Annotated in this window: 9 protein-coding genes; 2 read left to right on the forward strand and 7 right to left on the reverse strand. The window is 67.7% G+C overall.

Annotated features, from left to right (window positions below; all coding sequences use genetic code 11):
- Entirely contained in the window at positions 1-1,818 is a 1,818-nt protein-coding gene (gene glmS / locus FE811_RS05075) for a glutamine--fructose-6-phosphate transaminase (isomerizing) (RefSeq protein WP_116222989.1), read from the forward strand.
- 567 nt (positions 1,819-2,385) lie between these two features.
- On the opposite strand, the gene FE811_RS05080 is transcribed toward glmS, so the two are convergent.
- From FE811_RS05080 to recA, 4 genes are all read right to left on the reverse strand, one after another.
- The gene (locus tag FE811_RS05080) at positions 2,386-2,610 is read right to left on the reverse strand and encodes a hypothetical protein (RefSeq protein ID WP_139293894.1); all 225 of its coding nucleotides are present in this window, start codon (positions 2,608-2,610) and stop codon (positions 2,386-2,388) included.
- 692 nt (positions 2,611-3,302) lie between these two features.
- Positions 3,303-3,593 carry a DUF1330 domain-containing protein gene (locus FE811_RS05085; protein WP_116222991.1) on the reverse strand — a complete coding sequence of 97 codons (291 nt, stop codon included), beginning with the start codon at positions 3,591-3,593 and terminating at the stop codon, positions 3,303-3,305.
- Complete coding sequence (alaS, locus tag FE811_RS05090) at positions 3,590-6,247, reverse strand: alanine--tRNA ligase (RefSeq protein ID WP_116222992.1); 2,658 nt, start codon at positions 6,245-6,247, stop codon at positions 3,590-3,592. Before alaS ends, FE811_RS05085 begins: the two co-directional genes overlap by 4 nt.
- A 227-nt stretch (positions 6,248-6,474) precedes the next feature.
- Positions 6,475-7,545 (reverse strand): recombinase RecA, encoded by a 1,071-nt coding sequence (recA, locus tag FE811_RS05095; RefSeq protein ID WP_036750166.1) that lies wholly within the window; start codon positions 7,543-7,545, stop codon positions 6,475-6,477.
- Positions 7,546-7,785: 240 nt separating this feature from the next.
- Here recA and FE811_RS05100 point away from each other — a divergent pair, with 240 nt between their 5' ends.
- Positions 7,786-8,370: a hypothetical protein gene (locus tag FE811_RS05100; RefSeq protein WP_116222993.1), complete on the forward strand. Its 585-nt coding sequence runs from the start codon at positions 7,786-7,788 to the stop codon at positions 8,368-8,370.
- A gap of 21 nt (positions 8,371-8,391) precedes the next feature.
- Here FE811_RS05100 and FE811_RS05105 read toward each other — a convergent pair whose 3' ends face one another.
- The 3 genes from FE811_RS05105 to FE811_RS05115 form a co-directional block, all read right to left on the reverse strand.
- Positions 8,392-10,431: a PAS domain-containing hybrid sensor histidine kinase/response regulator gene (locus FE811_RS05105; protein ID WP_116222994.1), complete on the reverse strand. Its 2,040-nt coding sequence runs from the start codon at positions 10,429-10,431 to the stop codon at positions 8,392-8,394.
- Positions 10,432-10,488: 57 nt separating this feature from the next.
- Positions 10,489-11,640, reverse strand: a complete 1,152-nt coding sequence (locus FE811_RS05110; RefSeq protein WP_116222995.1) for an RsmB/NOP family class I SAM-dependent RNA methyltransferase — start codon at positions 11,638-11,640, stop codon at positions 10,489-10,491.
- A gap of 66 nt (positions 11,641-11,706) precedes the next feature.
- Positions 11,707-12,513: a hypothetical protein gene (locus tag FE811_RS05115; protein WP_116222996.1), complete on the reverse strand. Its 807-nt coding sequence runs from the start codon at positions 12,511-12,513 to the stop codon at positions 11,707-11,709.
- Positions 12,514-12,548 lie beyond the last annotated feature (35 nt).

Here is a 12,548-nt window from a genome sequence, read left to right on the forward strand (position 1 = left end):
ATGTGCGGCATCATCGGAATCCTGGGCGATCACGAGGTTTCGCCGCAACTGGTCGAGGCGCTGAAACGGCTGGAATACCGCGGCTATGACAGCGCCGGCGTGGCGACCGTGGACGCCTCGGGGCGGCTGGACCGCCGCCGCGCCGTGGGCAAGCTGGTGAACCTGTCCGACCGGCTGGTGCATGAGCCGCTGACCGGGCATGCCGGCATCGGCCATACCCGCTGGGCCACCCATGGCGCCGCGACCGAGGCCAACGCCCATCCCCATCGCCGCGGCCCGGTCGCCGTGGTCCATAACGGCATCATCGAGAACTTCCGCGAGCTGCGCGACGAGGTCACGCGGCTGGGGATGCAGCCGGAATCGCAGACCGATACCGAGACCGTGGCGCTGCTGACCGCCTGGCACATGGACCAGGGCCTTGCGCCCGTCGAGGCGGCGCGGGCCACGCTGGCGCGCCTGCACGGCGCCTTTGCGCTGGCCTTCCTGTTCGAGGGCGAGCCCGACCTGATGATCGCCGCCCGCAAGGGCAGCCCGCTGGCCGTGGGCCATGGCACGGGCGAGATGTTCCTTGGCTCGGACGCGGTGGCGCTGGCGCCCTTCACCGACCGCATCACCTATCTGGAAGACGGCGACCACGCCATCATCCGCCGCGCGGGGGCCGAGATCTTCGACGCCGAAGGCCGCCCCGCCAGTCGCGAGATCCAGCAGATCGACGTGGGCGCGACCCAGATCGACAAGGCCGGCTACCGGCATTTCATGGCCAAGGAGATCGCCGAGCAGCCGGTGGTGCTGGGCGACGCGCTGAACCACTACATCAAGGGCGACCGGATCGTGCTGCCCGAGGCGCTGGATTTCCGCGACGTGGACCGGCTGGTGCTGGTCGGCTGCGGCACCGCCTTCTATGCCGCCCATGTCGCCCGCTACTGGTTCGAGGGGCTGGCCGGCCTGCCCTGCGACCTCGACGTGGCCTCCGAGTTCCGCTATCGCGAGCCGCCGCTTTCGCCGAAAAGCTGGGCGCTCTTCGTCAGCCAGTCGGGCGAGACGGCGGACACCCTGGCCGCACTGCATTACGCCCGCGACAAGGTGGCGCGCACGGTGGGGGTGGTGAACGTGGGCACCTCGGCCATCGCGCGCGATGCCGACATCGCCCTGCCGACGCTGGCCGGGATCGAGGTCGGCGTCGCCTCGTCCAAGGCCTTCACCTGCCAGCTTGCGGTGCTGGCGGTGCTGGCCTTGAAGGCGGCGCGGGATCGCGGCCGCATCTCGGAGGCCGAGCTGGCCGCGCATCTGGCGGACCTGCGCGCGCTACCGGGGCTGCTGAACCAGGCGCTGGCGGTCAGCGACGAATGCCGACGCCTGGCCGGCTGGCTCAGCGAGGCGCAGGATGTGCTGTATCTGGGCCGCGGCGCGCTTTACCCGGTGGCGCTGGAGGGGGCGCTGAAGCTCAAGGAGCTCAGCTATATCCATGCCGAGGGCTATGCCTCGGGCGAGTTGAAGCACGGGCCGATCGCGCTGATCGACCGCAACGTGCCGGTGGTGGTGCTGGCGCCGCGCGACGCCCTGTTCGAAAAGACCGTCTCGAACATGCAGGAGGTGATGGCGCGCCACGGGCAAGTGCTGCTGATCTCGGATGCCGAGGGGCTGGAGACCGGCGGCCATGGCATGCGGGCCGGGCTGGCGATGCCCGCGGGCGGTGGGCTGTTCCAGCCCATCCTTTACGCGGTGCCGATGCAATATCTGGCCTATCATACCGCGGTGGCGAAGGGCACCGACGTAGATCAGCCCCGCAACCTGGCGAAATCGGTGACGGTGGAATAGGGCGGGTCGGCAGTCGGGGTATATGGGAAGTTACTTTTAACCAAGCTTGCAACGTCCCATCGAGAAGCCGGGGATCGAGCGGCGCTGCTGGACCGGAAAATATATCGATTGGGCCGTCAGAATTGCCGACGGCGCTACTGCACCACCTGGAGCTTTGCAGGGCCGTGCCCTGCTCGATGATCCGAACCCGTTCGAGGGCTATGCTTGCGGAAGAACCGGAACCCCGGCCGACCGCGGTATTGCAGGTCTTTGCCGGGCGACAGACCTGCAGCTTAGCCTTGATTCCCGCGCTGCGCGGCTGTTTGTCCTGCAAGATCGGGCTTCGGGGGACACACGCCGATCCTATGCCGCCGGGGTCGAGAACGATTCGGTTCTTGCGGTGAACCGGCGCGGCATCCGCTATCAGGAAGGCGATATGTTGTCGGGGCGGCAAAACTCATGTGCCGGCCGGCAGAAGCGGGCGATGCCAATGGCGGGTTCATTTGCGGGCTGGCCCGGTTCAACGGCCAGGATGTCGGCAAGGCGGTGCGCTTCTGAGAGAATACGGCCAAACAGGGTAATATCGGCTCAAAGAACTTTCCAAGCGCAGTTTTCCTTAGCGGCAACGCATCCGCAGGGATCGCCGCAGATAGCGCGAAAATGCTCAGCTCTTTCGAGAATACGGCCGATGCCGGCAATACGCCGGGTTTCTATCACCTCACGCAGATGGACGCCGCAGCCGATGCGAATGGCAACCACAGTCGACGCCGCGGAGGCCTGCAAGTTCGCCTCGCGGCCAGCGGTGCGTCGCATGCGCGAGGCTGCTCGCCCTGCGCGACCAGCTGGCGCAGATGAACGCTGGGAACATTCTCGTTGGCAGGCCAAGGCCAGGACCGGTGTGCCCATGGCCCATGCCCTCCGAGCGCCCGAAAGGGCATGCGTCACCTGGCGGCAACGTGAGGGCCCAGAGGGCACGACGGGATCTCATGAAAGAGATACCCGGACGCTGTGCCACGGGTGACGCCCAAGCCGTATGCTTCCGACCCTGCCGTTCGGCATCGGCCTGGCGCTTGCCGACTTTGCGCGCCCCGGCGCTGCGCAGGGGATCTCCTGCATGCCAATCGAGAAGATCGAAACCCGCGGCGCGAAATGCCTGCCTGCGTCCAGCATCAGACAGGCGGGCACCCCTTTAAAGGGTAGCTGCCACGGCTTGGCGGAGTTCAACGGCACCCTATAGGGTCGTGACCGAACTCTATATCGAGGCTCTATCAAGGCGGGGGCTGATCACATCGCGCGTCTATCTGCCCGCATAGGGCCGGCGCAGCGGCATGTTGCAACTAGCCGCGGTCGAAGGCGGGATCGAAGCCGCGGGGTTCCGCAACTGTCAGGGCGTGAAGATGACGCTGAGCGGCCTCACGCCGTGCGAATGCATCGGCAACCCCTGGAGGTCGGACCCACATGGATTCATCGGTGATTCGATCCACCAAATGCGGTGACTAAACCGGCTAAGCCGGGTTTTCCTCGACGATGACAAGATCGCGCTCGGCCGCCTCTCGGGCGTGGTCCAGCGCCGCCTGATACTCGGCCGAACGATAGCAGGCCACCGCATCCTCGACGCTGGGAAAGCGCGCCACCACGTTGCGGGCGCGGTCCTTGCCTTCAAGCTGCACATAGCGCGAGCCGCGGGCAAGAAAGACCCCGCCATATGCGGCAATCGCCGGACCCGCCAGCCGGGCATATTCGCCATAGGCCTCGGGGTCGGTCACGTTGACATGGGCGATCCACAGCGCGGTCATGCTTTCTCTCCGATCAGGGTTTCGACGGCAGCGATCGCGCTGTCGGCAGCGGCAAGGCTGGGCGCCCCGCCCTGGGCGCGGTCGGGCCGGCCGCCGCCGCCCTTGCCGCCAAGCGCAACCGTCGCGGCCTGCACCAGTTCGATGGCGCTGATCCGGCCGGTCAGGTCAGGGGTCACGCCGGCCGCCACCGTCGCCTTGCCGTCCGCCTCGGCCAGCACCACCACTGCGCCCGAACCAAGCCGCGACTTCATCTCGTCGACCAGCGGGCCAAGCTCCTTGCCGCTCACCCCCTCGACGCGGCGGGCAATCAGCTTGACGCCGTTGATCTCGCGCGGCTTGTCCTCGGAGCCGCCGCCCATGGCCAGCTGGCGCTTGAGCTGCGCAACCTCGTTGGCCAGCGCCTTGCGCTCATCGGCCAGGGCGCGAACCTTGTTCACCACGTCGCCGGTCTGCGCCTTGAGGATGCCGGCGATTTCATTGAGTTCGCCATCCACGCGGCGCAACTCGTCCATCGCCGCCTGGCCGGTCAGCGCCTCGATGCGGCGGATGCCGGCGGCGGATGCGGTTTCCGAGGTCAGCGCGAACATGCCGATGTCGCCGGTGCGCGCGACATGCGTGCCGCCGCAAAGCTCCAGCGAATAGGTCTGGCCGCCGGTGCCCTTGCCCGAGCCCGGCAGATCGCCCATCGAGACCACGCGCACCTCGTCGCCATATTTCTCGCCGAACAGCGCCTGCGCCCCCAGGGCGCGGGCGTCGTCCGGGGTCATGATCCGGGTCTCGACCGGGCTGTTCTGGCGGATGAAGTCGTTCACTTCGCGCTCGACCCGCACCAGTTCCTCGGGCGTCATCGCCTTGGCATGGCTGAAGTCGAAACGCAGCCGGTCGGGCGCGTTCAGGCTGCCGCGCTGCGCGACATGTTCGCCCAGGGCGCGGCGCAGCGCCTCGTGCAGCAGATGCGTGGCCGAGTGATTGGCGCGAATGGCGCTGCGGCGGTCGTGGTCGACGGAAAGCTGCGCGCCCTGGCCGGGCTGGATCGTGCCCAGCGTCACCTCGGCGATATGGATGAAGACGCCGCCGGTCTTTTTCGTGTCGGTCACGCGCGCGGCGCCGGTCTCGGTCTTGATCAGCCCGGTATCGCCGACCTGGCCGCCGGATTCGGCATAGAAAGGCGTCTGGTTCACCACGATCTGCACCGCCAGGCCCTCGCCCGCCTCCTCGACGGCGGCACCATCCTGCACCAGCGCCAGGATCTGGCCCTCGCTGATCTCGGTGTCATAGCCCAGGAACTCGGTCGCGCCATGTTCTTCGGCGATGTCGAACCAGATCGCGGCGTCCTTGGTCTCGCCCGAGCCGGCCCAGGCGGCGCGGGCCTTGGCCTTCTGCTCGGCCATCGCCGAATCGAAGCCGGCGGTGTCGACCGCGCGGCCCTTTTCGCGCAACGCGTCCTGAGTCAGGTCCAGCGGGAAGCCATAGGTATCGTAAAGCTTGAAGGCCGCCTCGCCCGGCAGGTTCGCCCCCTCGGGCAGCTTCGCCAACTCGTCGTCCAGCAGCCGCAAGCCGCGGTCCAGCGTCTGCTTGAAGCGGGTCTCCTCCAGCTTCAGCGTCTCCTCGATCAGCGCCTGTGCGCGGCCAAGCTCGGGATAGGCGGCGCCCATCTCGCGCACCAGCGCCGGGACCAGGCGGTGCATCACCGGATCCTTGGCGCCCAGCATATGGGCGTGACGCATGGCGCGGCGCATGATGCGGCGCAGCACATAGCCGCGCCCCTCGTTCGAGGGCATGACCCCGTCGGCGATCAGGAAGCTGGTCGAGCGCAGATGGTCGGCGATGACGCGGTGATGCACCTTGCCGGGGCCGTCGGGGTCGGCGCTGGTCGCATGCGCACTGGCCTCGATCAGGCTGCGCATCAGATCGGTGTCGTAATTGTCATGCTTGCCCTGCAAGAGCGCGCCGATCCGCTCCAGCCCCATGCCGGTGTCGATGGACTGCATGTCCAGCGCCCGCATCGAGCCATCCTCGAACTGCTCGTTCTGCATGAAGACGAGGTTCCAGATCTCGATGAAGCGGTCGCCGTCCTCCTCGGCCGAGCCGGGCGGGCCGCCCCAGATCTGCTCGCCATGGTCATAGAAGATCTCGGTGCAGGGGCCGCAGGGGCCGGTCGGGCCCATCTGCCAGAAATTGTCGCTGGTGGGGATGCGGATGATGCGGTCGTCGGAAAGCCCCGCGACCTTCTTCCAGATGTCCGCCGCCTCGTCATCGGTGTGATAGACCGTGACCAGCAGCTTGTCCCTGGGGATGCCGAAATCCTTGGTCAGCAACTCCCAGGCAAAGGGAATCGCGCCTTCCTTGAAATAATCGCCGAAGCTGAAATTCCCCAGCATCTCGAAGAAGGTATGGTGGCGCGCGGTATAGCCGACATTGTCGAGGTCGTTGTGCTTGCCGCCGGCGCGGACGCATTTCTGCGCAGTGGTGGCGCGCTTGTAGTCGCGGGTCTCGACCCCGGTGAACAGGTTCTTGAACTGCACCATGCCCGAGTTGGTGAACATCAGGGTCGGGTCGTTTCGCGGCACCAGGGGACTCGACTCGACGACCCTGTGGCCGTTGCGTTCGAAATAGTTCAGGAAGGTCGAGCGGATGTCATTCAAGCTGGGCATATCGGGCCTTCATCGCAAAGCGGTCTTTCCGGCCAGAACCGGTGTGCCGCCCGGTCTAGCCCCAGCCATGGCGGCTGTCCAGCAATCCTGCATGGCCTGGCGCCGACGGCAGTTTCTTCCTTGTGCAAATATCCTGGGGGAACGCTTCCTGCGCCCCATCCAGGGGCGCAGGAAGCGTGGGGGCAAAGCCCCCGTGCCTCGTCTCGGACACCGACCCGATCGGGGGGTCAGTCTTCGGCCATCACCTCGTCCCCGTCATCCTTGACGCCGAAGTCCAGCCCATGGCTGGCGCGGATCTTGTCCTCGATCGCATAGGCCATGTCGGGATGGTCGCGCAGGAACTGCTTGGCATTTTCACGACCCTGGCCGATGCGCTCGTCGCCATAGGAATACCAGGATCCCGATTTCTCGACCACGCCGGCCTTGACGCCCAGGTCGATCAACTCGCCGACCTTCGAGATGCCCTCGCCATACATGATGTCGAATTCGACCTCGCGGAAGGGGGGCGCGACCTTGTTCTTCACCACCTTGACCCGGGTGGCATTGCCGGTCACCTCGTCCCGGTCCTTGATCGAGCCCGTGCGGCGGATGTCCAGGCGCACCGAGGCATAGAACTTCAGCGCATTGCCGCCGGTGGTCGTCTCGGGGCTGCCGAACATCACCCCGATCTTCATGCGGATCTGGTTGATGAAGATCACCATGCAGTTCGACCGCCCGATGCTGGCGGTCAGCTTGCGCATCGCCTGGCTCATCAGCCGGGCCTGGCTGCCCATCTGCATGTCGCCCATGTCGCCCTCGATCTCGGATTTCGGCGTCAGCGCCGCCACCGAATCGACCACGACCAGGCTGACCGCGCCCGAGCGCACCAGCGTATCGACGATCTCCAGCGCCTGCTCGCCCGTGTCGGGCTGGCTGATCAGCAGCTCGTCCAGGTTGACGCCCAGCCTCTTGGCGTATTGCGGGTCCAGCGCGTGTTCGGCATCGACGAAGGCGCAGACGCCGCCCTTCTTCTGCTCCTCGGCCACGACATGCAGCGTCAGCGTGGTCTTGCCCGAGCTTTCCGGCCCGAAGATCTCGATGATCCGGCCCTTGGGCAGGCCGCCGATCCCCAGCGCGATGTCGAGCCCCAGCGAACCGGTCGAAGTGGCCTCGATCTCGGCCACCGGGTTGTCGGCGCCCAGCTTCATGATCGAGCCCTTGCCGAACTGCCGTTCGATCTGGGCCAGCGCGCTGTCCAGCGCCTTCTGCTTGTCTGCGGATCGCTTGTCGTTCATGTCGAAAAGTGTTGCCCCTGCCATGCGGTCCTCATGCTTATTTCACACCCCGCCATCCGGGGCAATCAGCGCCCGCCCGCCCTTTTGTTCACGGGATGTTCCTATTTGCGCATCATTGCGCGGAAATGCAAGTCCTGCTTCGCGAATCGGAAGATCTCTCTTCTTCCTGGGCCAGGATGCCGCAAAAGGATTAAGAAACGGTTTACACTCCCAGGGCGAATGGCTATCCCGCGCCATGCCGCAATGGCTGAAAGTTTGCAGGAAATGCTGATATTCTGGGAAAGACGGCTGGTTTTCCTGGCCACGCCGAAAGCAGGATCCACCGCGGTCGAGACCGCGCTCGAGCCCCTCGCCAATGTCGCCGTCCAGCGCCCGGCCGAGCTGAAGCACGCCGATCTGCGCACCTATCGCCGCCATATCGAGCCCTGGCTGCATTCCGTCACCGGCGAGAAATTCACCACCATCGCCCTGATGCGCGAACCGATCGGATGGCTGCGCAGCTGGTATCGCTTTCGCCTGCGCGACGACGGCGAAGACCCGAACCATGCCATGATCGGCCTCAACTTCGCGGATTTCGCGCAGGCCTATGCCGATCCCGCGGGCCCCGACATCGCCCGCGTCGGCGCCCAGGCGGATTTCCTGACCGCGGAAGTGGATCGCATCGATCGCATCTTTCGCTACGAGGATATGGAGGCCTTCACCCATTTCCTCGAGGATCGGCTGGATTGCGCGATCAGCCTGCCCCGCGTCAACGTGCCTCCGGCGGTCGATGTCAGCCTGAATGCCCAGCAGGAATCCCTGCTGCGCAAGGTCATGGCGCGGGATTTCGCGCTTTACGATACGCTTTGATCCCCCCGCACCCGAGGTGACCTAGCCGCCCTCCAATTGTCGCGCCACCAGCGCGGTCAGGTCCGAAAGCGAGAACGGCTTTGCAAGGAAGGCCGCACCCGGCACCGGCGGCCGTCCCTCGGAAAAGATGTCCTCGGCATAGCCCGACATGAAGATGACCTTCGTGCCGGGCCGGTCGCGCAGCGCGGTGCGCACCCAGGCCGGCCCGTCCATGCCGGGCATCACCACGTCGGTCACGAAGACGTCGACCACAAGCCGCCGGTCGGCCAGCAGCGACAAGGCATCTTCGGCACAGGCGGCCTCGAGCACGTCAAAGCCCTGCAACTTGAGCGCCCGGCTGGCAAAGGCCCGCACCGGCGCCTCGTCCTCGACCAGCAGGACCGTCGCCTCGACGTCGCGGCGCGCGCGAATCGGCCCGGAGGGGGCCGGGGCCTGCACCTCTTCGGGGTTGCCGCGGTCATGGGCCGGGAAGAACAGGGAAAAGCAGCTGCCCTCGCCCGGCGTGCTGTCGCAGAAGATATAGCCGCCGGTCTGCTTCACGATGCCATAGGCGGTGGACAAGCCAAGCCCCGTCCCCTCGCCGGTGCGCTTGGTGGTGAAGAAGGGCTCGAAGATCTTGGCCAGGTCATCGGCGGCGATGCCGCAGCCCTGGTCGCAGACCTGGACGCGGACATAGTCCCCGGCCGGCAGGGTGGCGCGGCCGAATTCGGTCCTGGCCTCCAGCCGGAGATTGTCGGTGCAGATGGCGATGTCGCCGCCCTCGGGCATGGCATCGCGGGCATTCACCACCAGGTTCATGATCACCTGCTCCAGCTGGCGGCGGTCGGCATGGATCATCCGCAGGGCCGGATCATGGTCGAAGGTCAGCACGATCCGCTCGCCCACCAGCCGGTTGAGCAGATGCGTCAGCTCCGAAAGCGTGTCGCGCAGGTCCATGATCTGCGGCTTGAGCGTCTGCTTGCGCGAAAACGCCAGCAACTGCCGGACCAGCGCCGCCGCCCGGTTCGCGTTCTGGCTGATCTGGTCCAGGTCGGCATAATCGGGATCGGCCTTGTCGTGGCGCAGCATCAGCAGGTCGCAATGCCCAGTGATCGCGGTCAACAGGTTGTTGAAATCATGGGCAATGCCGCCGGCAAGCTGGCCGATGGCCTGCATCTTCTGGCTTTGCACGAATTGCGCCTCGAGCGTCTTGAGCGCGCTGGCATCGGAAAGCACGGCGGTCACATGTTCGTCCCGGCCGCGGGTCAGCGACAGCTGCACGAAACGGTCCGGGCCCTCGGCCCTGACATGCAGCACCTCGCTGCCGCCGACCGTGCGGCCGGCGCTGACATCCGAGATCCAACCCGCCAGTTCCCGCCCCAGCCCGTCCAGCAGCGTCGCCAGGTTCTGGCCCAGCACCGGCCCGCCCAGCAAGGCGCAGGCGGCGGCATTGGCGCGAACGATATTGGCGGCCGGATCGAGGATCAGCAACGAGACGGGAAGCAGGTCGAAATCGTCCCCATCCGCCCGCGGCGGCGGGGCGGGGGGCGGTGCCGGGCGCTCGGGCGCGGCCGCCTGCCACAGCTGGATGGCCGAGCCGGCCCGCCGCGTCACCAGATATTCGCCGGCATCGCCCAGATCGGCGCGCACCTTGCCACTGCGCGCCAGCCCAAGGCCAAGGTCGCTCCAAAGCGTCTTCGGATCGGCATGGCGCCGGCCCAGCGCATCCTGCACATGCCGGCCGACCAGGTCGCCGATCCTGTCCAGCCCCACCTGGTTCTGCGCCAGGACCAGGCCGTCAGGCCCGACGGCAAAGGCCGGCAGGTCATGGTCCAGGACGGCCGGCAGCACCTGGTTCAGGTCGCGCCGCACCGCCAGCCCGCGCCAGAGATGGCGGACCGAGAGCGCCCCCCCCAGCAGATACCAGGCGGTCACGGCCGCCCCCACCGCCAGGAAGGTCGCGCCCCCCGCGGCATGCTGGGGCTGCAAGGCCAGCCAAAGCGCCCCGACCACCGCAGGCAGCGTCAGGAAAGGCAGCAGGATTTGCGCCGCACGCAGGGATTCCGCCCGTTCCGAATTCATCCAGCCCCTCGCAACCCGCATTTTTCCGCTGCATAGCGCATGCGCGTTAACAGAGGGTTAACGGCGGCGCATCAGCGCCAGATAAAAGCCGTCCGAGGCCGAAAGCGGGGAAAAATGCCGCGTCAGGATCTGCTCGAACCGGGGATCGCGCGCCAGGAAACCCTGCACCTGCTCGTCGTTTTCAACGGCAAGGACCGAGCAGGTCATATAGGCCAGGTGCCCGCCTTCGGCGACGAAGCCCGCCGCCTGCTCCAGGATCAGGGCCTGCCGGCTTGCAAGCCGATCCAGATCGTCGCGGGTCAGCCGCCATTTGGCATCCGGGCTGCGCCGCCAGGTTCCGCTGCCCGAACAGGGCACGTCCGCGACGACCGTGTCGAAGCGGCCCGCCACCTGGCCGGGCGCCGCCAGACGGATGCGCACCCCCGCCCGTTCGGCGCGCGCGGGCAGGTCGGCCATGCGCGCCGCGTCGGTGTCATGCGCGACGATCGGGCTTGCGCCCCGCGCCGCCAGCGCCAGCGCCTTGCCGCCGCCGCCGGCGCAGAAATCCAGCAGGCTGCCCCGCGCCGGCAGGGCCGCGCAGGCCATCTGCGGCGACAGATCCTGCAACTCGACCAGCCCTTCGCGATAGGCGCGGCTGGCGGCCAGGCGCCGGGCGCCCTCGGTGATGCGCAGCGCCGTCGGCAGGTCGGGATGGGGCACGGCCGCGATGCCCTCCCCGGCCAGCGCGGCGACGGCGCGGGCGGGATCGGCGCGGCGCAGGTTGACCCGCAGCCAGACCGGCGCACGCTCGCGCATGGCCAGCGCCACGGGCTCGGCATCCGGGCCAAGCGCCTTGCGCCACAGCGGCAGCAGCCAGTCGGGCAGGTCCAGCGCCTCGTCCGGCGTGGGCGCGTGCCCCGCCGCCCGCTCGGCATCCGAAAGCAGCGGCGGCCCGTGGCCTTCGCCGGTGAAAAGCGCGTCCGGGTCCAGCCCCTCGTCGCGGCACATGCCAAGCAGCAGCCCGCGCCCGGACAGCGCCCCGCCCAGGACGGCGCGCGACCGCAGCCGGCGCAGGGCGTCGAAGACCAGATCCCGCACCGCGGCGCGGTCGCCCGAGCCGGCAAAGCGGCTGGCGCGCGCCCAGCGGATCAGCGCCGCTTCGGCGGCCTGCCCGTCAAGGATGCGGTCAAGGATGGCGATGGCCGCGGCGGCACGGGCGGCGGGCGTCATGTCAGGCAGCGTCCCAGGCGCGGCAGGTGGCGGATGGGGTCCAGAAAAGGTGCCGGCGAGGCTTTGTCAATCCCGCCGGGCCACCGCCCCCGGCTGCCAGAGCAAGGCGCCTTCGTCATCGGCCCCGGCCAGGCGGAGCGCGATCATCGGCCCACCCCCCGCCGCCAGGGGCGAACGTCCCGCCGCCAGCACCGCCAACGAGCCGGGCCGCCCCGTCACATCGCTGCCAAGGGGCGCGCCAAGCAGCATCACCCGCTCGCGCACCCGGCTGCGCCGAGCGGTGCCGATCGCGGCGAAGCTGTTATAGGTCTCGGGCGAATCCGCCATGCCCGAAAATCCCCGTTCGCGCAGCATCTGAAGCAGCGTGTCGAAACGGGCCAGGTAGCGCTGCGCATGGACCGGGGTGCGGGAATGGAACGCCCCCGCCGCCTGCCGCCAATCGCCCGTCTCGTCATGCAGCTGGCGCAGGAAGCGGGCGGCATAGCGGGCGTTTTCCAGCGGATCGAACATCTGCGCCACCGACGAGAAATGCGCGCCGTGCCAGCGATAGTTCAGCTGAAAGCAGCCGATGTCGAGATTGGTGCGCCCCTGCGCCAGACGATCCTGGGCAAAGGCGACGGCGCTGGCGGGATCGTCGAACCAGGTGCCCTCGCCCTCGGCATTGGCGCTCCAGGCCCAGGGGCGCACCAGCCCGTCCAGGCGGCGCCCGGTCTCGGTCAGCGTCAGCGCGCCCAGGATGTCGGCGGGAACCCCGCTCTCCGCCGCGGCTTGCTGCGCGGCCCATTCGCACACATCGGCCGAGGGCAGCGCCAGCGCGCGGATGGGCGCCAGGACCAGCGCCAGAACATATAGAATTGCAACGAGACGGAACATGAAACGGCCACAGACAAGGACTCTCTGGCCGTCTC

The organism is Paracoccus sp. FO-3 (genome assembly GCF_006386455.1).
GTDB lineage: Bacteria > Pseudomonadota > Alphaproteobacteria > Rhodobacterales > Rhodobacteraceae > Paracoccus > Paracoccus versutus.

Coding starts and splice junctions, on each gene's coding strand:
- glmS (WP_116222989.1), top strand. CDS start 1: ATGTGCGGCATCATCGGAATCCTGGGCGATCACGAGGTTTCGCCGCAA.
- FE811_RS05080 (WP_139293894.1), bottom strand. CDS start 2,610: ATGCGACGCACCGCTGGCCGCGAGGCGAACTTGCAGGCCTCCGCGGCG.
- FE811_RS05085 (WP_116222991.1), bottom strand. CDS start 3,593: ATGACCGCGCTGTGGATCGCCCATGTCAACGTGACCGACCCCGAGGCC.
- alaS (WP_116222992.1), bottom strand. CDS start 6,247: ATGCCCAGCTTGAATGACATCCGCTCGACCTTCCTGAACTATTTCGAA.
- recA (WP_036750166.1), bottom strand. CDS start 7,545: ATGGCAGGGGCAACACTTTTCGACATGAACGACAAGCGATCCGCAGAC.
- FE811_RS05100 (WP_116222993.1), top strand. CDS start 7,786: ATGCTGATATTCTGGGAAAGACGGCTGGTTTTCCTGGCCACGCCGAAA.
- FE811_RS05105 (WP_116222994.1), bottom strand. CDS start 10,431: ATGAATTCGGAACGGGCGGAATCCCTGCGTGCGGCGCAAATCCTGCTG.
- FE811_RS05110 (WP_116222995.1), bottom strand. CDS start 11,640: ATGACGCCCGCCGCCCGTGCCGCCGCGGCCATCGCCATCCTTGACCGC.
- FE811_RS05115 (WP_116222996.1), bottom strand. CDS start 12,513: ATGTTCCGTCTCGTTGCAATTCTATATGTTCTGGCGCTGGTCCTGGCG.